Genomic DNA, 19,495 nt, shown 5'->3' on the forward strand with positions numbered 1-19,495 from the left:
GATGCTGCCGGGCAGCATCGCGGCCCGGCTCGGCGGGGACGAGTTCTGCCTGCTGGCGCAGGGGCAGAGCGCCGACGAGGTGGTGCGGGTCGCCGAGGACCTCTGTGTACGGGCCCTGGAGCTGGGCGAGGGCGAGGGGGTGGCCTGCGGGATCGCCTCCACGGGGGATCCGATCGGCCCGGTGACCACGGCCGACCGGCTCTTCCGGCTGGCGGACGCCGCCCAGTACCGGGCCAAGGCGGCCCGCGCCCCGAGGCCGGTCGTGGCCGGCCGCGGGCGGGCGCCCGACGCGGTGGTGCAGCTGGCCGACGCGGCCGACCCCGCCAACCGCGCCCGCAACGGCCGCAACGGGCGCCGGGGCGACCGCAGACGGTTCCGCGGCGCGCTGCACAGCGCCGACGCGGGGCAGTTGCTGGCCGCGGTGCTGGCCGAGCTGGACGCGGGCCACACCACCGACGGGCGGCCGGTCCGGGTGGCGCACCCGGCCGACACCACCGGCAGGCTGGTGGTGGTCGCCGAGACCACCTCGCGGATGCTGGACGCCGTCGCCTGGTGGGTGTCGTACGTTCCGCCGGGCTCCCAGGGGATGCGTACGGTGCGCTACGCGGTGCACCGGATGACCCGGGGGCCGGGCACCGCCGGCGCGGAGGCGCAGCGGGCGCTGAACGAGGCGCCCGACGCCGTCTTCGACCTGCGGTCCTATCCGCTCTCCGAGCGGGCGGTGCGGGGTGATGCGTTCGTGCTGCGCACCGGCGCCCCGGGCAACGACCCGGCGGAGGAGGCCATGCTGGTGGTCGGCGGCTACCGGGGCATGGTGGCGGCGGGGGCGAGCAACCCGGCGGGCGGCTGGCTGATCGAGATCTTCGCCGACGAGTCCTCGCTGCCGCTCTCCGGTGTCGGGCCGGTGCTGCGGGCGCTGGTGGCGGTGGCGGTGGCGGGGCCTGCCTCGCCACCGGAGTGACGGTGCGTCACATCTCCTCCGGGGCGCCCTTGATACGACGGGCGCCGGAGTAGACGTTGGCGGAGCGGCCGCGGAGGAAGCCGACCAGGGTGAGGCCGAGTTCGGCGGCGAGGTCGACGGCCAGGCCGGAGGGGGCGGAGACGGCGGCCAGGACCGGGACGCCCGCCATGGCGGCCTTCTGGGTGAGTTCGAAGGAGGCCCGTCCGCTGACCATCAGCACATGCCCGGCCAGCGGCAGCAGCCCCTGGCGCAGTGCCCAGCCCACGGTCTTGTCCACCGCGTTGTGGCGGCCCACGTCCTCGCGGGCGCAGAGCAGTTCGCCGTCCGCGGTGAACAGTCCGGCGGCGTGCAGGCCGCCGGTGGTGTCGAAGGCCTTCTGGGCGGCCCGCAGTACGTCGGGCAGCGTGTAGAGCACCTCGGGGTCCAGGCGTACGGGGTCGGCGGCGACGTCCCAGTGGGAGCGGGTGCGGACGGCGTCCACCGTGTCCCGCCCGCAGATGCCGCAGGCGCTGGAGGTGAGCAGGTTGCGGTGCAGGGAGACCGGCGGTCCGGAGGCGCCGCGCACCGTGGCGTCGACCACGTTGTAGGTGTTGGCGCCGTCGGCGTCGGTGCCCGCGCAGTAGCGCAGGGCGGCCAGCTGCTCGGCGGAGTGCACCAGGCCCTCGGACACCAGGAACCCGGCCACCAGGTCGAAGTCGTGCCCGGGGGTGCGCATGGTCACGGTGAGGGGCTCTCCGCCCAGCCGGATCTCCAGTGGCTCCTCGGCGGCCAGTGAGTCCGGCCGTACGCTGCTCGCGCCGTCCCGCAGCCGCACCACCCGTCGGCGCTCGGTCACCCGTCCCATGCCGCGCCCCTTCCCCGGTGGCGGAGTTCCATCCGGGTTGTCATAGTGCCATTCACCTGATGAGAATGTGCATATGGATATGCACAGCTCGGTGGTACCGGTCGGCAAGGCTAATCTCAGCGCGTCCGATGTGCTCGCGGTGGCCCGCGGCAGCGCCAGGGTGGAGCTCACCGCCGACGCCCGCGACGAGATGGCCGCCTCCCGCGCCCGCATCGACGCGCTGGCCGCCGAGCCGCGCCCCGTCTACGGGGTCTCCACCGGCTTCGGCGCCCTCGCCGTCCGCCACATCAGCCCCGAGCTCCGTGCCCAGCTGCAGCGCTCCCTGGTCCGCTCGCACGCCGCCGGGATGGGCCCCGCGGTCGAGCGCGAGGTGGTCCGGGCCCTGATGCTGCTCCGGATGAAGACCCTCGCCTCCGGCCGCACCGGCGTCCGCCCGCTGATCGCCGAGACCATGGCCGCCGTTCTCAACGCCGGCATCACCCCCGTCGTCCGCGAGTACGGCTCCCTGGGCTGCTCCGGCGACCTGGCGCCGCTCTCCCACTGCGCCCTGGTGCTGATGGGCGAGGGCGAGGCCACCGGACCCGACGGCACCGTGCGCCCGGCCGGAGAGCTGCTCGCCGAGGCCGGCATCACCCCCGTCGAGCTGCACGAGAAGGAGGGCCTGGCCCTCATCAACGGCACCGACGGCATGCTCGGCATGCTGCTGATGGCCTGCGCCGACCTGGCCCGCCTCTTCACCACCGCCGACATCACCGCCGCCATGTCCCTGGAGGCGCTGCTGGGCACCGAGAAGGTGCTCGCCCCCGAGCTGCACGCCATCCGCCCGCACCCCGGCCAGGCCGCCTCCGCCGCCAACATGCTGGCGGTGCTCGCCGGCTCCGGCCTCACCGGCCACCACCAGGACGACGCCCCGCGGGTCCAGGACGCCTACTCCATCCGCTGCGCCCCCCAGGTCGCCGGCGCCGGCCGCGACACCCTGGCCCATGCGCAGCTGGTCGCCGACCGCGAACTGGCCGCCGCCGTCGACAACCCCGTGGTGCTGCCGGACGGCCGGGTGGAGTCCAACGGCAACTTCCACGGCGCCCCCGTCGCCTACGTCCTGGACTTCCTGGCCGTCGCCGCCGCCGACCTGGGCTCCATCTCCGAGCGCCGCACCGACCGGCTGCTGGACAAGAACCGCTCCCACGGCCTGCCGCCGTTCCTCGCCGACGACCCGGGCGTCGACTCCGGGCTGATGATCGCCCAGTACACCCAGGCCGCCCTGGTCAGCGAGAACAAGCGGCTCGCCGTACCCGCCTCGGTGGACTCCATCCCCTCCTCGGCGATGCAGGAGGACCACGTCTCCATGGGCTGGTCCGCCGCCCGCAAGCTGCGCACCGCCGTCGACAACCTGGGCCGCATCCTCGCCGTGGAGCTCACCGCCGCCGCCCGCGCCCTGGAGATCCGCCGCGACGCCTACACCTCCCGCGACACCGACCCGCTGGCCCCCGCCACCGCCGCGGCCCTGGCCGCGACCCGGGCGGCCGGGGTGGGCGGCGTCGGCCCGGACCGCTTCCTCGCCCCCGACCTGGACGCCGCAGCCGCCCTGGTGGCGGGCGGCGGCCTGGTCGCGGCGGTCGAGGCCGTCACAGGACCGCTGGCCTGAGCCGTGCGCCGGCCCAGGGGTGTGCCGAAAGCGGCCCGACCGGTCCTCGCCTCGGCGGGGCCGGTCGGGCGGCCGGCAGCGCCCGCGCGGCGCGTGGGGAGGGCCGTGCCGTGCGGCGCCGGGTGCACACCCGCCTGACCGGCCGCGCCGTCGGCGAGCGGAGCCCGCTGCCGGGCTACTCCCAGCCGCCGCCGCGCCGCCGCTCCTGTCGTTCCTCCCGGCGCGCGCCGACGGCGGCGGCGAGATTGACCCCGACGATCCCGGCCCACACCACCGCCAGGCCCACCGGCCCCGAGGTGGAACCGCCGACGCCGGAGAGCGGGATGCCCAGGCCGAGTGAGACCACGGCCAGCCGGGGCGAGAACCGCCCGTCCCGTCCGGGCCGGCGGCCGGGCGGCCCGTACCCGGCGAGGCGGTCCGCGACCCGGCGCTCCACCTGCTCGTCCAGGCGGGCGTCGACCCTGGCCAGGAACGAGTCGACGATCTCCGACTCGTACTCGGCACCCAACTCCTTGCGGGTCTGCACGGCCGCGTCAAGGTCCTTCTGCAACTCGGTGCGGGGAGGCTCCATACCCGTCAGGGTGGACCCGTCCCGCGGCGCCGTCGAGCGTCCTCGGGGTCTGTTCCGGGGCGGATCAGGGACAACTCCGGGTGACCCCGTCCCGCCGGCTGAGACAGGCCGCAAATGCCTTGCCCCGCTGAATGACGTCATGCACAGTCAGCAGTGGCTGAATCACGGCCCGCAACAAGGAGATCCATGACCACCGCCGACGAGGCGCTCGGCCCCTCCGCCCGTCTGCTGCGGCTCTTCGAGGGCAACCGGCTCACCCCGACCCAGCGCCGTATCGCCCACACCCTGGTGCAGCACGCCGCCGACTCGCCCTTCCTCTCCAGCGTGGAGGTCGCCGAGCTGGCCGGGGTCAGCCAGCCCTCGGTCACCCGCTTCGCGGTCGCGCTGGGCTACGACGGCTACCCGGACCTGCGCAAGCAGCTGCGCGACCTGGGTCTCTCCGAGTCCGCCCCCGGCGGCCCCGCCGAGTCGCCCGGCGACGCGCTGCGCAACGAGCAGCAGCGTGCCGTGCTGGCCGAGATCGACAACCTGCGCCGCCTCGCGGAGCTGCTCGCCGACCCGGAACCGGTGGTCAGGGCGGCCCGGCTGCTGGCCGCCTCCCGTCCGCTGCCGGTGCTCGGCCTGCGCGCCGCCGCCGCGCAGGCCCGCGGGTTCGCGTACTTCGCGGGCAAGGTCCACCCGGACGTCCGGCTGCTGGACGAGGGCGGCTCCATGCTGGCCGACCGCATCGAGCAGGCCGCCGCCGCGGGGGCCTCCGCGCTGATGTGCTTCGCCCTGCCCCGCTACCCCCGGGAGCTGATGGACGCCCTCGCGGTGGCCCGGGACTGCGGCCTCTGCGTGGTCACCGTCGCGGACAGCGCCTTCGCCCCGGTCTCCCGGATGTCCGATCTGCTGATCCCGGCCGCGGTCGGCAGCAGCCTGGTCTTCGACACCGCGTGCGCCCCGATGATGCTGGGCCGGGTGCTGCTCCAGGCGATGTGCGACGAACTGCCGGACGCGGAGGGCCGCCTGGAGTGCTTCGAGCAGACCGCGGCCGCCCGAGGGCTCTTCCTGGACTGATCCTCCTCCCGCGGGAGTGCGTTCTCCCCCGGAAGCAGCGCTGACTCGGAATCAGCGCGGTGAGGGCCCGCCGTTGCACCGGCCCGGGACGCTCGCGGCCCGGCCTCGGCACCCAGCTGACTCCCAGAAAGCCCTCAGGGAGCCCGGCTAGCCTCCCGTCGGGGCCGAGACAGCCGAGTGGGATGCGGGAGGCAGCTGTGCGCGGGCCGTATGCGCTGGCCAGGGTCACTGTGGTGCGGGGAGCCGTCGCCAGGTCGCTGCTGTGGACGGGGGTGCTGGGCGCGGCCGCCGGGGCGCTGCTCCCCGCGCTCGTCCCCAGGCTGCCCGCAGCCCTGGCCGGCGCCGGGCTCTTCCTGGCGGCGGCGGTGTACGGAGCCGTCCGCCGCCGGGCCTGGTGGCGCGACCGGGCCGCGACCGCGCAGCGGGCGCCCTTCACGGTGACGGTGGAGCCCGCCCGGCTCACCCGCCGCCGGCACAGCGCCGACAACGGCCTTCGCATCCTCGGCGGACTGGCGCTGCTCGCCGGGGCGGGTCTCGCGGTCGGCCCCGCCGCGGGGATGGCGGTGGCCGGCCTCGGCGCCGGGCTGCTGCTCTCCGTGCGGCGACTGGCCCGGTGGGAGCGCGGCCGGGAGGTGCTGCTCTGGGCGTCCACCGACGACGGGTGGCTGCTCGGCCGCCGGTCCGCCACCGGGCCGTGGTCCAGCACCGGTCCCGCCGCCGGACGGGTGCGGCCGGTCGTCCGGCCTGCGGGCGGCGCCCGGCGCTGAACCACCGGCCGGACGACCCCGGCGCCCTGCCGGTCCGGACGCGGGTCAGCGGACGAGCCGCTGGACCACCTCGGTGCCGCACTGGCCGGGTGGCTGGGGGCCCTCGTCCGGGCGGCGCTCCACCTCGGTGAACCCGGCCCGCCGGGCGACGGCCCCGCTGGCGAGGTTGGCCGCGTCATGGTGGATCTCCACCCGCTCGGTGCCGGGCAGCGCGAAGGCGGCGTCGGTCAGGGCGCGGACGGCGGAGGTGGCCAGGCCCCGTCCGGTCCACCCCGGATGCAGCCAGTAACCGATCTCCAGTCCGCCGGGGCCGATCCGGCGCATCAGACCGCAGCTGCCGACCTCCCGGCCGTCGCAGGTGATGGCGTACTGGTAGGCCTCACCGGCTGCCCACTGCCGCTCGCTCTCCGCGGTGAAGGCGGCCGCGCTCTCCGCGGTGTGGCCGTCGGCCCAGGGCATCCAGGGCAGCAGATGGTCGAGGGACTCGGTGACGACCCGGTCCACCACGGCGGCGTCTCGGGCGCGCCAGCGGCGCAGCTGAACGGCGCCCCGGGTCAGGGTTTCGGGGGGATGCTCCATGCCTGTCGATGCTGGCCGTGCGGGCGCCGCCGGGCAACCGGATTCCGGTGACGGGAGGTGCGCCGCCGGGCGGATATCCTCCCGCTGCCGGGCCCGGTGGGCCGATCGGCGTGGCACCGGGGATGGGCGGGGCGAATGGCGGCGTCCCGGAGGAGCTGCGGCAGCTGCTGGACGGGCTGCTGGCCAAGGATCCGCAGGCGCGTCCGGACCCCGCCGAGGTGCTGGCCCGGTTCACCCGGGGCGGCGCGGCGACGGCCGGTGCCGCCTGGCTGCCCGCGCCGGTCGCGGCCGACGTGTCGGACCGCGCGGACCGGCTCGCCGCGCTGGACCGGACCCCGACCGCCACCGCCACCGTCGCCCCGCCCGTACCGGCCGGTGGGGGGACACCCCCGGCGCGCCCGGGCGGCACCCCGGCGGCCGGGCCGGGCAGGGGCTCCCGCCGGCGGACGGCCCTGGCGCTGGCCGGTGTCTTCGTCACGGTGGCGACGGCCAGCGGCGCGGGCGTGTGGGTGCTGCAGCACCGCGACCCCGGTGGCCGGGCCGGGGCCGGGGGAGCGCCCCGTACGTCGCAGACCCCGGGCGGCCGTACGGTCCCCTCGCCCGGCTCGACGTCGTCGCCTCGACCCACCGGGTCCGCCGCCTCACCGGATGCCACCGGGTCCGCCGCCGCCTCGCCCCCGGCGTCCGGGTCCGGCGGCGGGTCCGTGCAGCGGTGGCAGGCGGGCGAGCTCACGCCGTTCGTCGGGTTGTGGACCTCCCATGCGATGCGGCTGACCGTGGCGGTGAACGGCGTGCTGGAGCTGGACTACCGCACCTACCGGACCTGTCCGTCCGGCGCCCCGGCGAAGGGCGGCACTCCCTGCGACTCCGTCGACCCCGTCACCGACGTGATGCAGCTCGGCGGCCATGCGGAGGGCGTCATCAAGGCGGTCAAGGGCCGTACCGCCACCGTGATGTGGGGTTCGGGCAACCCCGACTACCCGCAGGGCCGCAGCGTCGTCCTGACCTACGACGCCGCCGCTGACACCGTCTCGGTCGGCGACCAGGGCGTGTTCTGCGGTCCCAAGTCCCCGGCCGGGTACTGCGGGGCGTGACCGCCGTGCCCGCGCCCGCCGGACCGTGCCCCGGTCCGGCGGGCGCCCCGGTCAGGGTGCGGCGGTGAAGACCAGCGAGGCGTTGTGGCCGCCGAAGCCGAAGGAGTTGGTGAGGGCGGCCCGGGGTCGTACGGTGCGGGCGCCTCCGGCGACCACGTCGAGGGCGATCGCCGGGTCGGGGTCGGTCAGGTTGCGGGTGGGCGGGACGACGCCGTCGCGTACGGCGAGCAGGGCGGCGAGGGCGCCCGCGGCCCCTGCGGCGCCGAAGAGGTGACCGGTCATCGACTTGGTGGCGGTGACGGCCGGATGGGTGCCCACGGCCTCGGCGATGGAGCGGGCCTCCACCAGGTCGCCCAGCGGGGTGGAGGTGGCGTGCGCATGGATGTGCCCGATGTCCAGGGGGCTCAGTCCGGCACCGGCCAGCGCCAGGCGCATGGCGCGGACCTGGCCGTCCTGGTGGGCGGCGGTGATGTGGTGGGCGTCCGAGGTCACGCCGGCTCCGGCGAGCGCCGCGTGTGCCCGCGCTCCTCGGGCGGCGGCGAACCCGGCCCGTTCCAGCACCAGCAGCACCGCCCCCTCCCCGATGACGAAGCCGTCGCGCCCGGCGTCGAACGGCCGGGAGGCCTCCCCGGGTGCGTCGTTGCGCGTCGAGTGGGCCCTGGCCTGGGCGAACCCCGCCAGCGGCAGCGGATGGATGCAGGCCTCCGCGCCGCCGGCGACCACCACGTCGGCCCGGCCGAGCCTGATCAGGTCCATTCCCAGCGCGATGGCCTCGGCGCCGGACGCGCAGGCGCTGACCGGGGCGTGGGCGCCGCCCCTGGCGCCCAGTTCGATGGAGACCCAGGCCGCCGGGCCGTTGGCCATCAGCATCGGCACGGTGTGCGGGGAGACCTTGCGTACGCCGGAGGCCTCCAGGATGTCGTCCTGTCCGAGCATGCTGAGCGCGCCCCCGGTGCCGGTGCCGACGACCACCGCCAGCCGCTCGGGGTCGACCGCGGGCCGGCCCGCGTCGGCCCAGGCCTCGCGTGCGGCCACCAGCGCCACCTGTTCGCAGCGGTCCATCCGGCGGGCCTGCACCCGGTCCAGCACCGCGGTGGGTTCCACCCGCAGCCGGGCGGCGATCCTCACCGGCAGCTCCCGGGCCCAGGCGTCGTCGAGGGAGGTGACACCGGACTCACCGGCCAGCATCGCGGCCCAGGTGGAGGGCACATCGCCGCCCAGCGGGGTCGTGGCCCCCAGTCCGGTCACCATCACTTCCGCAGTCATGCTCGCTCCTGTCTGATTCCAACAACCACGGACACCCTGTCAGTTCTGTGAAAGGCTCGGAGCTGCTGTTATGCACTGACTTCCATGCCAAGCTCTATGGGATTCCCATGAAAGACAGTGCCCGGCGTTCCTCCCGGTGCAGTGCGCCGGGCGCTGGTCCGATCGGCCCATTTCGGGATGCGCGGAGGAGTAGGTCATGGTTCGGGATGAAGCCTCCCCGTATAACCGTGTATGTCAGGGTCGAGAATCCGTGGGGAGCGCGAGGGACATGAGGCGAGTCGCACAGGCGGGTGCCGTCGCTGCAGGCGTCCTCGGGCTGCTGGCCGCGGCGGCGCACGGCGCCGCGGCGCAGGTCGGCGGGGAGCGGCAGTCCCTGCTGTCCGCGGTGGTCGGCACCGACCTCGGCTCGCTGGCCTCGGTGACCTCGGGGGTGCTGTGCGGTCCGCTGGTGGGGGTGACGTACAAGGCGCCGGTGGAGTGCGTCAACGGGGCGATCCACAGCGGCAACAGCCTCAACAGCGGGAACTTCGTCAACCACGGGAACCCCAACAACAGCGGCAACCTGTCCAGCGTCAACGGCTCCTCCAACGCGGCCAACTCCGTCTCCGGCGACAGCCTGGGCAGCGACAACACCGCCCAGACGGTCCGGGCGGTGCACCGCTGACGCGGGCGCCGGGCTGGCCGTTCGGGTGAAGACGGGGGCGGGGACGTTCCGGATGCCGTTGCCGAGGTAGGCATGCGTTCGCCGATTCCGCCCTGCTTCGCTCCTGGGCGGCGCGAGAACAGGAGGGCGCGATGAGACGAGTCGCGCGATGTGCCGTGATGATCGCCGGAGCCGGCGGCCTGATCCTTTCCGGGGCTGCGCCTGCCATGGCGTCCTGGTCGCCCTGGCCGCTGGGGCAGTCGTGGGGCTGGAGCAACCGGCCCACGATGGACCTCGACTCCGACGTCTTCTGCCAACCGGACCAGTACATCTGCGCCAACGGCCCGGTGAACAGCGGAAACCTCACCAACAGCCAGAACGTCGACATCAGGGGGGACGCCAACGACTCGGGCAGCCCCAATGACGTCGTGGGCTCCCCGAACAGCGACAACACCGTCGAGGGGCCGTCCATCAACGGCCGCAACCACATCCAGAACATCGGGACGCGCCGACGCTGACGCCCCCCGCCGGACGCCCGTCCGCCGCCGGTCACCGGCCGGCGGGCGGGCGTCCGGTGCTTTCGGCCCGAGGGGCCGGGGCCCCTGGCCGACCGGATGATGATTGGATACATTCACTCGAAGAGAGTGTGAATGGATCTATCCATTCCGCCGGAGGGCGGAGCGACAGGGAGGTCGAGGCGCATGACCCAGCAGCAGAGCGGTCCGCGCGAGGTCAGGGCGCCGCGGGGCACCGGGCTCAGCACACAGGGCTGGCAGCAGGAGGCCGCCCTGCGGATGCTGATGAACAACCTCGACCCCGAGGTCGCCGAGCACCCCGGGAAGCTGGTCGTCTACGGCGGGACCGGCAAGGCCGCCCGCGACTGGCGCTCCTACGACGCCATCGTCCGCACCCTGCAGACCCTCAGGCAGGACGAGACCCTGCTGGTGCAGTCCGGCCGCCCCGTGGGCGTGATGCAGACCCACGAGTGGGCGCCCCGGGTGCTGATCGCCAACTCCAACCTGGTGGGCGACTGGGCCAACTGGGAGGAGTTCCGGCGCCTGGAGCAGCTCGGCCTCACCATGTACGGGCAGATGACCGCCGGGTCGTGGATCTACATCGGTACCCAGGGCATCCTCCAGGGCACCTATGAGACCTTCGCCGCCGTCGCCGCCAAGCGGTTCGCAGGCACCCTGGCCGGCACCATCACCCTCACCGCCGGCCTCGGCGGCATGGGCGGCGCCCAGCCGCTCGCCGTCACCATGAACGGCGGCGTGGCCATCTGCATCGACTGCGACCCCAGCCGGATCGCCCGCCGGATCGAGCACCGCTACCTGGACGTCGAGGCCACCGGCCTGGCCCACGCGCTGGAACTGGCCACCGAGGCCCGCGACAAGCGGCAGCCGCTCTCCATCGGCCTGCTGGGCAACGCCGCCGACCTGGTGCCGCAGCTGCTGGCGATGGACGCCCCCGTCGACATCGTCACCGACCAGACCAGCGCCCACGACCCGCTGTCGTACCTGCCGGTCGGCGTCGACTTCGACGACATGGCCGAGTACGCGGCCGCCAAGCCCGCCGAGTTCACCCAGCGGGCCCGGGAGTCCATGGCCCGCCATGTGGAGGCCATGGTCGGCTTCCAGGACAAGGGCGCCGAGGTCTTCGACTACGGCAACTCCATCCGCGGCGAGGCCCAACTGGCGGGCTACTCCCGCGCTTTCGCCTTCCCCGGCTTCGTCCCCGCCTACATCAGGCCGCTGTTCTGCGAGGGCAAGGGCCCCTTCCGCTGGGCGGCGCTGTCCGGCGACCCGAGGGACATCGCCAGGACCGACCAGGCCGTCCTCGACCTCTTCCCGGAGAACGAGTCGCTGGCCCGCTGGATCCGGATGGCCCAGGAGCGGGTGCACTTCCAGGGGCTGCCCGCGCGCATCTGCTGGCTCGGCTACGGCGAGCGCGACAAGGCCGGCGAGCGGTTCAACGACATGGTCGCCTCCGGCGAACTCTCCGCGCCGATCGTCATCGGCCGCGACCACCTGGACTGCGGCTCCGTCGCCTCCCCCTACCGGGAGACCGAGGCGATGCTCGACGGCTCCGACGCCATCGCCGACTGGCCGCTGCTCAACGCCATGGTCAATGTCGCCTCCGGCGCCTCCTGGGTCTCCATCCACCACGGCGGCGGCGTCGGCATCGGCCGCTCCATCCACGCCGGCCAGGTCACCGTCGCCGACGGCACCGCGCTGGCGGGCGAGAAGATCCGCCGCGTCCTCACCAACGACCCCGGCATGGGCGTCATCCGCCATGTCGACGCCGGTTACGACCGCGCCGCCGAGGTCGCGGACGAGCGCGGTGTCCGGGTGCCGATGCGCGAGGAGGGCTGAGTGCGTTCCACCGAGGAGCGGCTCGGCGCCGCCGGCGACGCCTACCGGCGGATGTGGCGGGAACTGCTGCCCGTCGGTCGTCACGGCGCCACCGGCGGCTACCGCCGCCACGCCTGGAACAGCGCCGACGCCGAGTGCCGGGCCTGGTTCGAGGAGCAGGCCCGCGCCCGCGGACTGGCCTGCGAGACGGACCGCAATGGCAACCAGTGGGCGTGGTGGGGCGACCCGGAGGCCGGCGACGCCGTGGTCACCGGCTCCCACCTGGACTCCGTGCCCGACGGCGGCGCCTATGACGGCCCGCTGGGGGTGGTCTCCGCGTTCGCCGCGGTGGACGCCCTGCGGGAGCGCGGGGCGCGGCCCCGCAGGCCGCTGGCCGTGGTCAACTTCGGCGACGAGGAGGGCGCCCGCTTCGGCGTCGCCTGCGTCGGATCACGCCTCACCACAGGCATGCTGACGCCCGATCAGGCCCGCGCGCTGACCGACGCGGACGGGGTGCGGCTCGGCGACGCCATGGAACGCGCGGGCCGCGACCCGGAGGCCATCGGCCATGACACCGAGCGGCTCGCCGGCATCGGGGCGTTCGTGGAGCTCCACATCGAGCAGGGCCGGGCGCTGGGCGAGCACGAGGTGGGCGTCGCCTCCGCGATCTGGCCGCACGGCCGCTGGCGGTTCGACTTCCACGGCGAGGCCAACCACGCCGGCACCACCCGCCTCGACGACCGCCGCGACCCCATGCTGACGTACGCCGCCGCCGTGCTCGCCGCCCGCGAACAGGCCGCCGCCACCGGATCGCTGGCCACCTTCGGCCGGGTCGCCGTGGAGCCCAACGGCACCAACGCCATCGCCTCCCTGGTGCGCGGCTGGCTGGACTCCCGCGCCCCCGACCAGGCCGCGCTGGACGCCACCGTCCAGGCCGTCCGCCGCGCCGCCGAGGAACAGGGCGACCGCGACGGGGTACGGGTCCGGCTCACCCGGGAGTCGGTCACCCCGGTCGTCGACTTCGACGCCGCACTGCGCGACCGCCTCGCCGCGGCGATCACCGCGGCCACCGGCCGCGAGGTGCCCGCGCTGCCCACCGGCGCGGGCCATGACGCGGGCATCCTCGCCGCCGCCGTGCCCACCGCCATGCTGTTCGTGCGGAACCCCACCGGCGTCTCGCACTCCCCGCACGAGGCCGCCGAGGAGTCCGACTGCCTCGCCGGGGCCGCCGCCCTGACCGACGTCCTGGAGGAGCTGGCATGCCGGTGACGACCGCCTACTGGGCCGAGTACGCCTGGCTCCAGCGGCCCGGCGGCACCGCACCCGCGGTGGAGCACCAGGTGCTGGTCACGGTCGGGGGTGACGGCAGGATCAGCGCCGTCACCCCCGACTCCGGGCCCTGCCCCGACGGCGCCGTCCGGCTGGGCGGACTGCTGCTGCCGGGCATGGCCAACGCCCACTCGCACGCCTTCCACCGGGCGCTGCGCTCCACCGTGCAGGTGGGCTCGGGCACCTTCTGGACCTGGCGCGACCTGATGTACCAGTTCGCCGCCGCCCTGGACCCGGACCGCTACCTCGCGCTGGCCACCGCCGTCTACGCGGAGATGGCCCTCGCGGGCATCACCTGCGTGGGCGAGTTCCACTACGTCCACCACAACCCCGACGGCACCCCCTACGCCGACCCCAACGCCATGGGCGAGGCGCTGATCGAGGCCGCGGCCCGGGCCGGCATCCGGATCACCCTGCTGGACACCTGCTATCTCTCCGCCGGGTTCGGCGCCGCACCCGAGCCGCGCCAGCGGCGGTTCAGCGACGGCGACGCCGACGCCTGGGGCGCCCGCGCCGCCCTGCTGAAGGACCGTCCGCACGCCCGGATCGGCGCCGCCGTCCACTCGGTGCGGGCCGTCCCCGCGGACCAGCTGGACACGGTCGCCCGCTGGGCCGAGGAGCGCCGCAGCCCGCTGCACGTCCATCTCTCCGAGCAGACCGCGGAGAACGAGGCCTGCCGTGACGCCCACGGCGTCACCCCCACCCGGCTGCTCGCCGACCACGGCGTCCTCGGCCCCCGGACCAGCGCCGTGCACGCCACCCACCTCGGCCGTGAGGACATCGGGCTGCTGGGCGGCTCCGGTACCGCCGTCTGCATGTGCCCCACCACCGAGCGGGACCTCGCCGACGGCATCGGCCCCGCCCGCCGGCTGGCCTCCGCGGGCAGCCGGATCACCCTGGGCAGCGACAGCCACGCCGTCATCGACCCCTTCGAGGAGGCGCGGGCGCTGGAGCTGGACGAGCGGCTGAGCACCCACCGCCGGGGCCACTGGACCGCGGCGGCGCTGCTGCGCGCGGCCTCCGAGGACGGCCATGCCTCCCTCGGCTGGGAACGGGCCGGCCGGATCGAGCCCGGAGCCCTGGCCGACTTCACCGCGGTCGCGATGGACTCCGTGCGCACCGCGGGCCCGGAGCCCCGCTTCGGCGCCGAGACCGCCGTCTTCGCCGCCACCGCCGCCGATGTGCGGGACGTGGTGGTGGCCGGCCGCCCCGTCGTCCGCGACGGCGTCCACCAGCTGGTCCCCGACGTGCCCGCGGCGCTGCGGGACTCCGTGGCCGCACTGCGCGACTGAGAGGGAGCCCCATGGACACCACCCTGATCACCGGCATCGGCAGCCTGGTCACCAACGACCCGGCGCACGGCACCGGCCCGCTGGGGTTGCTCACGGACGCCGCCGTCGTCCTGGAGGGCGACCGGATCGCCTGGGTCGGACCCGCCGGCCGGGCTCCGGCCGCCGACACCGTGTACGACGCGGACGGCCGCGCCGCACTCCCCGGATTTGTGGACTCCCATGCGCATCTGGTCTTCGCCGGGGACCGCACCGCCGAGTTCAACGCCCGGATGTCGGGCCGGCCCTACAGCGCGGGAGGCATCCGCACCACCGTCGCCGCCACCCGCGCCGCCTCCGACGCGGACCTGGACGCGGGCGTCGCCCGGCTGGTCCGCGAGGCGCTGCGGCAGGGCACCACCACCGTGGAGTGCAAGTCCGGCTACGGCCTCACCGTGGAGGACGAGGCCCGCGCCCTGCGGATCGCCGCCCGCCACACCCCGGAGACCACCTATCTCGGGGCCCATGTGGTGGCCCCCGAGTACGCGGACGACCCGGCCGCCTATGTGGACCTGGTCACCGGCCCCATGCTGGACGCCTGTGCCCCGTACGCCCGCTGGGTGGACGTCTTCTGCGAGCGGGGCGCCTTCGACGGCGACCAGGCCCGCGCGGTGCTCACGGCGGGCGTCCGGCGCGGTCTGGTCCCCAGGGTGCACGCCAACCAGCTGGGCCACGGCCCGGGAGTGCAGCTCGCGGTCGAGCTGGGGGCAGCCTCCGCCGACCACTGCACCCATCTCGACGACGCCGACGTGGCGGCGCTGGCCGCCTCGGACACCGTCGCCACGCTGCTGCCCGGCGCCGAGTTCTCCACCCGCGCCCGCTATCCCGACGCCCGCCGGCTGCTGGACGCGGGCGCGACCGTGGCCCTGTCCACGGACTGCAACCCGGGTTCCAGCTTCACCAGCTCGATGCCGTTCTGCATCGCGGTGGCGGTCCGGGAGATGGGCATGAGCCCGGACGAGGCCGTGTACGCGGCCACCGCGGGCGGTGCCCGCGCACTGCGCCGCACCGATGTGGGCGGTCTCACTCCCGGCGCCCGGGCCGATCTGGTGCTGCTGGACGCCCCGTCCCACATCCATCTCGCCTACCGCCCCGGGGTGCCGCTGGTCTCCGCAGTCTGGCGCGGCGGCGTCCTCCAGGGCTGACGCCCGGCAGACGCGGCGCGGTGGCGCCGGGAGACGCGGACACCCGGGTCTCCCGGCGCCACCGCGCCGGGTGGCCGGTCCGTGCCGGCCCGGGGGTCACTCGTCCACGAGGAGTCCCGCCCGCAGCCGGGTGAGGGTCCGCGAGAGCAGCCGTGAGACGTGCATCTGGGAGATCCCCAGCTCGGCGCCGATCTCGGACTGGGTCATGTTGCCGACGAAGCGCAGCGAGAGGATCTTCCGGTCCCGCTCGGGCAGCTCGGCGATCAGCGGCTTGAGGGACTCGCGGTACTCGATGCCCTCCATGCCGTGGTCCTCGTAGCCGATGCGGTCGGCCAGCGCGCCCTCGGTCTCGTCCTCCTCGGGCTGGGCGTCGAGCGAGCTGGCGGTGTAGGCGTTGCTGACCGCCATGCCCTCGATGACCTCGTCCTCGGGGATGCCCAGCTTGTGGGCGAGCTCGGCGACGGTCGGGGCGCGGTCCAGCTGCTGGGCGAGCTCGTCGGTGGCCTTGGCCAGGTCGAGCCGCAGCTCCTGCAGGCGGCGGGGGACCCGGACGGCCCAGCTGGTGTCGCGGAAGAACCGCTTGATCTCGCCGATGATGGTGGGCATCGCGAAGGTGGGGAACTCCACCCCGCGGTCCATCTCGAAGCGGTCGATCGCCTTGATCAGGCCGATCGTGCCGACCTGGACGATGTCCTCCATCGGCTCGCTGCGGGAGCGGAACCGGGAGGCGGCGAACTTCACCAGGGCCAGGTTGAGCTCGATGAGGGTGTTCCGCACGTAGGCGTGCTCATGGGTGCCCTCCTCCAGGGTCTCCAGCCTGCGGAAGAGGACCTTGGACAGGGCACGGGCGTCCAGCGGGCCGACCTTGTCCGCGGGCGGGATCTCCGGCAGGTCGTCCAGTGCGGCGGGCCGGCGGCCCGGCGCTTCCGGGACCTCTGCGGTCGCCTCCAGCCGTGCCAGGACAGCGGTTCGTGCCGTCTCCGACGACGCGTTGACGGGCCGCGTGACGTCGAGCTGGGCTGCCATGGGTGCTGCTCCTCCCTCGGGTGGGATGCGCATGGCCGGCTGCCATGCCACCTCCGTGTACGGACACCTCTTGTTCCTGCCTACCCCTACTCTCTGGGAGGATGCAAGCCGAGTTCATCGCCCTGGCAGATGGGGGATGATGGCGCCGGGAGGTCATTGATGGACCGTGGATCAGCCGGTGTGCCCGGCTCGGAGGGCTCGGGAGGAGACATCCTGGGCCTCACATCGAGGGCCGTCGCAGGGGCGACGGAACCGCGGCTGACCGTCGCGGTGCGGACGGTCGGCGGCAGTGCGGTGGTGGCGCCGTCAGGCGAGCTGGACCATGACACCGCAGACCTGTTGAGGGCGCCACTGGAGCGCAGTCTCGACGACGGGACGGGCCGGATCGTGGTCGACTGCTCCCGGTTGATGTTCTGCGACTCGACCGGGCTCAATGTGCTGCTGGCGGCGCGGCTGCGGGCGCAGGAGCTGGGTGGCGCGGTCCACCTGGCGGCCATGCGGCCGGCCGTGGCGCGTGTGTTCGAGATCACAGGGGCGGACGCGGTCTTCCGGTTGCACGACTCCGTCGACGAGGCGTTGGCGGAGCAGTAGATGTGCATCCGTCGGCAATGTGCGGGCAGGAGTGCCAGCAGAGTCCGGCCGGGGCGGGTCGGGCACGGGAGTGCGGCGGTGACGGCGCCGTCCGTGCGAGTGGCGCCACGGCGTGGGACGCGTGTGAACGGAGGGGTGGCATGAGCACCATCCGGCCTAGGGTGCCGGAGGATCCAAGCACCCCCAGGGAGCACGGCTCGCGGGTGTCCCTGCCACCGGGCGGGCAGGTGCGCCGGCTGGCCCTGGTGGGGACGCGAGGTGTGGTGGCGCGCAGCCGCGACTTCACCCGGGGGGCCCTGCGGGACTGGAACTGGCTGCCGGCCGAGGACGACGAGTCGCTGGCGGTCTCCGAGGACGTGCTGCTGGTGGTCTCCGAGCTGGTGACCAATGCGTGCCTGCATGCGGGCGGCCCCCAGGAGCTGCTGCTGCACTGCACCGAGGACGCTTTGCGGATCGAGGTGGCCGACGCCAATCCGGTGCACCCCGAACCCCGCAAACCGCATGAGCGGGGCAAACCGGGCGGCCACGGACTGCACATCGTGGGCCGGCTCAGCCGTGACTGGGGCGTCGTGGGGCGCCCGTCGGACGGTGCGGACGGCTCGGAGGGGCACGGCAAGACGGTCTGGGTGGAGCTGGACGCGCCCTGGGTGCGCTCCTGACGGCAGTCGTACGGCCGGGGCCGGTACGGATGTTCCGTACCGGCCCCGGCCGCCGTGCTGCGCCGTGCGTCAGCGCACGTTGCCCATCAGCCCCACCACGGTGCGCCGGTACATCACCACGGCGACGCCGGCGAGCAGCGCCAGCGCGCCCTGGAAGGCGAAGTAGGACTGGCTGTCGATGTTCGCGCCGGCCAGCTGCACCAGCGCGGTGACGCAGTCGCCCGCGGTGACCGCCAGGAACCAGACGCCCATCATCTGGCTGGCGTACTTCTGCGGTGCCAGCTTGGTGGTGACCGACAGGCCCACGGGGGAGAGGCAGAGCTCACCCACGGTCTGGATCAGATAGACCGCCGTGAGCCACAGCGGGCTCACCTTGGTGCCGTCCGAGGCGGCCGCCTGGGCCAGCATCATCACCAGGAACGACGCGCCGATCAGCAGCAGCCCGTAGGCGAACTTGACCGTGGTGGACGGCTCCTTGGCGCGCCGGGCCAGGGCCACCCACAGCCAGGCGAAGACCGGGGCCAGGGCCATGATCATCAGCGGGTTGAGCGACTGGAACCAGCTGGCCGGGAAGCCGAGGCCGAAGAGCGTCGAGGAGGTGTTCTGCTCGGCGAAGATGTTCAGCGTGGAGCCGGACTGGTCGTAGATCATCCAGAAGATGGCGGCGGCCACGAAGAACCAGACGTAGCCGGTCATCCGGGACTGCTCGTCCGCGTCCAGGTCCCGGTCCCGCTTGATGCGCAGGAGGTAGTACGCGGGGAAGGCCAGCCCGGCGACGATCAGCGGCCACATGGCCCAGTTGATGGTGAAGTGGCCGGAGACCACCACGACCCCGTAGAAGACGACCGCGAGCAGCGACCAGAATCCGGCCTTGCGCAGCAGGGAGCGGCGCTCGGGGGCGGTCAGCGGCGCCGGGACGGCGTCGCTGCGCCTGCTCAGGTGGCGGCTGCCCAGCAGGTACTGCAGCAGGCCGAGGGCCATGCCCACACCGGCGAGGGCGAAGCCCAGGTGCCAGTTGACCTGTTCACCGACGGTGCCGATGGTCAGCGGCGCGACGAAGGCACCGATGTTGATGCCCATGTAGAAGATGGTGAAGCCGCCGTCGCGGCGCCGGTCGTCCGGGCCCTCGTAGAGGTGGCCCACCATGGTGGAGATGTTGGACTTCAGCAGTCCGGAGCCGGCGGCGATCAGCACCAGGCCCACGAAGAACGACACGGTGGCCGGCACGGCCAGCAGGAAGTGGCCGACCATGATCACGGCACCGGCGATGGCCACCGTACGGCGGGCGCCCCACAGGCGGTCGGCGGCCCAGCCGCCCGGCAGGGCGAGCAGGTAGACCATGGCGTTGTAGACGCTGTAGATCGCCGTGGCGGTGGCCAGGTTGAAGCCGAGGCCGCCCTTGGCGGTCGGCGCCACCAGGTAGAGCACCAGCAGGGCCCGCATGCCGTAGAAGCTGAAACGCTCCCACAGTTCGGTCATGAACAGGGTCGCCAGGCCGCGTGGCTGGCCGAGAAAGGTCTTTCCGGTACCGCTGTCGGCGATTCGCGGGATGACCGCCTCCGTCGGGGTGGACGCCATGGGTGAGAGCCGTTCCTTGTCTGCGTAAGCGGGACCTGGCGGTCTGCCTGGGTGGGACC

18 protein-coding genes and 1 pseudogene are annotated in these 19,495 nt (G+C 74.2%); 13 read left to right on the top strand and 6 right to left on the bottom strand.

What is annotated here, in order from left to right:
- Positions 1-961 (top strand): annotated as a pseudogene (locus AOK09_RS43725) (sensor domain-containing diguanylate cyclase); the annotation flags it as partial.
- A gap of 7 nt (positions 962-968) precedes the next feature.
- On the opposite strand, the gene fdhD reads toward AOK09_RS43725, so the two are convergent.
- Positions 969-1,805, bottom strand: a complete 837-nt coding sequence (gene fdhD, locus AOK09_RS21730) for a formate dehydrogenase accessory sulfurtransferase FdhD (RefSeq protein ID WP_055588899.1) — start codon at positions 1,803-1,805, stop codon at positions 969-971.
- A 79-nt stretch (positions 1,806-1,884) separates the two neighbouring features.
- On the opposite strand from fdhD, the gene hutH reads away from it, so the two are divergent.
- Positions 1,885-3,450: a histidine ammonia-lyase gene (gene hutH, locus AOK09_RS21735; protein WP_055588900.1), complete on the top strand. Its 1,566-nt coding sequence runs from the start codon at positions 1,885-1,887 to the stop codon at positions 3,448-3,450.
- Positions 3,451-3,625: 175 nt separating this feature from the next.
- On the opposite strand, the gene AOK09_RS21740 is transcribed toward hutH, so the two are convergent.
- On the bottom strand, positions 3,626-4,021 hold the full coding sequence (locus AOK09_RS21740) for a hypothetical protein (RefSeq protein WP_055588901.1): 396 nt from the start codon (positions 4,019-4,021) through the stop codon (positions 3,626-3,628).
- A gap of 186 nt (positions 4,022-4,207) precedes the next feature.
- Here AOK09_RS21740 and AOK09_RS21745 point away from each other — a divergent pair, with 186 nt between their 5' ends.
- Together AOK09_RS21745 and AOK09_RS21750 are read left to right on the top strand one after the other, a co-directional pair.
- A complete protein-coding gene (locus AOK09_RS21745; protein WP_055588902.1) occupies positions 4,208-5,080 on the top strand; it encodes a MurR/RpiR family transcriptional regulator in 873 nt (290 codons plus the stop codon).
- A 182-nt stretch (positions 5,081-5,262) separates the two neighbouring features.
- Positions 5,263-5,847 (top strand): hypothetical protein, encoded by a 585-nt coding sequence (locus tag AOK09_RS21750; RefSeq protein WP_055588903.1) that lies wholly within the window; start codon positions 5,263-5,265, stop codon positions 5,845-5,847.
- A gap of 45 nt (positions 5,848-5,892) precedes the next feature.
- Here the strand turns inward: AOK09_RS21750 and AOK09_RS21755 are convergent, their stop codons facing one another.
- Complete coding sequence (locus AOK09_RS21755) at positions 5,893-6,426, bottom strand: GNAT family N-acetyltransferase (RefSeq protein ID WP_055588904.1); 534 nt, start codon at positions 6,424-6,426, stop codon at positions 5,893-5,895.
- Positions 6,427-6,548: 122 nt separating this feature from the next.
- On the opposite strand from AOK09_RS21755, the gene AOK09_RS21760 reads away from it, so the two are divergent.
- Positions 6,549-7,520: a serine/threonine-protein kinase gene (locus AOK09_RS21760; RefSeq protein ID WP_055588905.1), complete on the top strand. Its 972-nt coding sequence runs from the start codon at positions 6,549-6,551 to the stop codon at positions 7,518-7,520.
- A gap of 51 nt (positions 7,521-7,571) precedes the next feature.
- On the opposite strand, the gene AOK09_RS21765 is transcribed toward AOK09_RS21760, so the two are convergent.
- Complete coding sequence (locus AOK09_RS21765) at positions 7,572-8,786, bottom strand: beta-ketoacyl-[acyl-carrier-protein] synthase family protein (protein WP_055588906.1); 1,215 nt, start codon at positions 8,784-8,786, stop codon at positions 7,572-7,574.
- Positions 8,787-9,054: 268 nt separating this feature from the next.
- Here AOK09_RS21765 and AOK09_RS21770 point away from each other — a divergent pair, with 268 nt between their 5' ends.
- The 6 genes from AOK09_RS21770 (at position 9,055) to hutI (ending at position 15,582) form a co-directional block, all read left to right on the top strand.
- Positions 9,055-9,450 (top strand): hypothetical protein, encoded by a 396-nt coding sequence (locus AOK09_RS21770; protein WP_055588907.1) that lies wholly within the window; start codon positions 9,055-9,057, stop codon positions 9,448-9,450.
- A gap of 131 nt (positions 9,451-9,581) precedes the next feature.
- Positions 9,582-9,947, top strand: a complete 366-nt coding sequence (locus AOK09_RS21775) for a hypothetical protein (RefSeq protein WP_157875984.1) — start codon at positions 9,582-9,584, stop codon at positions 9,945-9,947.
- Between the two features lie 183 nt (positions 9,948-10,130).
- Positions 10,131-11,801 carry a urocanate hydratase gene (gene hutU, locus AOK09_RS21780; RefSeq protein WP_055588909.1) on the top strand — a complete coding sequence of 557 codons (1,671 nt, stop codon included), beginning with the start codon at positions 10,131-10,133 and terminating at the stop codon, positions 11,799-11,801.
- 51 nt (positions 11,802-11,852) lie between these two features.
- Positions 11,853-13,049, top strand: a complete 1,197-nt coding sequence (locus tag AOK09_RS21785; RefSeq protein ID WP_055588914.1) for an allantoate amidohydrolase — start codon at positions 11,853-11,855, stop codon at positions 13,047-13,049.
- Positions 13,040-14,401: a formimidoylglutamate deiminase gene (locus AOK09_RS21790; protein WP_055588910.1), complete on the top strand. Its 1,362-nt coding sequence runs from the start codon at positions 13,040-13,042 to the stop codon at positions 14,399-14,401. The genes AOK09_RS21785 and AOK09_RS21790 overlap by 10 nt, the downstream gene beginning before the upstream one ends.
- An 11-nt stretch (positions 14,402-14,412) precedes the next feature.
- Positions 14,413-15,582, top strand: coding sequence for an imidazolonepropionase (hutI, locus tag AOK09_RS21795; RefSeq protein ID WP_055588911.1), 1,170 nt, complete (start codon positions 14,413-14,415; stop codon positions 15,580-15,582).
- A gap of 96 nt (positions 15,583-15,678) precedes the next feature.
- Here the strand turns inward: hutI and AOK09_RS21800 are convergent, their stop codons facing one another.
- Positions 15,679-16,608, bottom strand: a complete 930-nt coding sequence (locus AOK09_RS21800) for an RNA polymerase sigma factor SigF (protein ID WP_079063297.1) — start codon at positions 16,606-16,608, stop codon at positions 15,679-15,681.
- A 159-nt stretch (positions 16,609-16,767) separates the two neighbouring features.
- On the opposite strand from AOK09_RS21800, the gene AOK09_RS21805 reads away from it, so the two are divergent.
- The gene (locus AOK09_RS21805) at positions 16,768-17,199 is read left to right on the top strand and encodes an STAS domain-containing protein (protein ID WP_079063298.1); all 432 of its coding nucleotides are present in this window, start codon (positions 16,768-16,770) and stop codon (positions 17,197-17,199) included.
- Between the two features lie 140 nt (positions 17,200-17,339).
- The gene (locus AOK09_RS21810) at positions 17,340-17,858 is read left to right on the top strand and encodes an ATP-binding protein (RefSeq protein ID WP_055588912.1); all 519 of its coding nucleotides are present in this window, start codon (positions 17,340-17,342) and stop codon (positions 17,856-17,858) included.
- A gap of 69 nt (positions 17,859-17,927) precedes the next feature.
- Here AOK09_RS21810 and AOK09_RS21815 read toward each other — a convergent pair whose 3' ends face one another.
- Complete coding sequence (locus AOK09_RS21815) at positions 17,928-19,436, bottom strand: peptide MFS transporter (RefSeq protein ID WP_055588913.1); 1,509 nt, start codon at positions 19,434-19,436, stop codon at positions 17,928-17,930.
- Positions 19,437-19,495: the final 59 nt, after the last annotated feature.

The organism is Peterkaempfera griseoplana, from assembly GCF_001418575.1.
GTDB classification, from domain to species: Bacteria; Actinomycetota; Actinomycetes; order Streptomycetales; family Streptomycetaceae; genus Peterkaempfera; species Peterkaempfera griseoplana.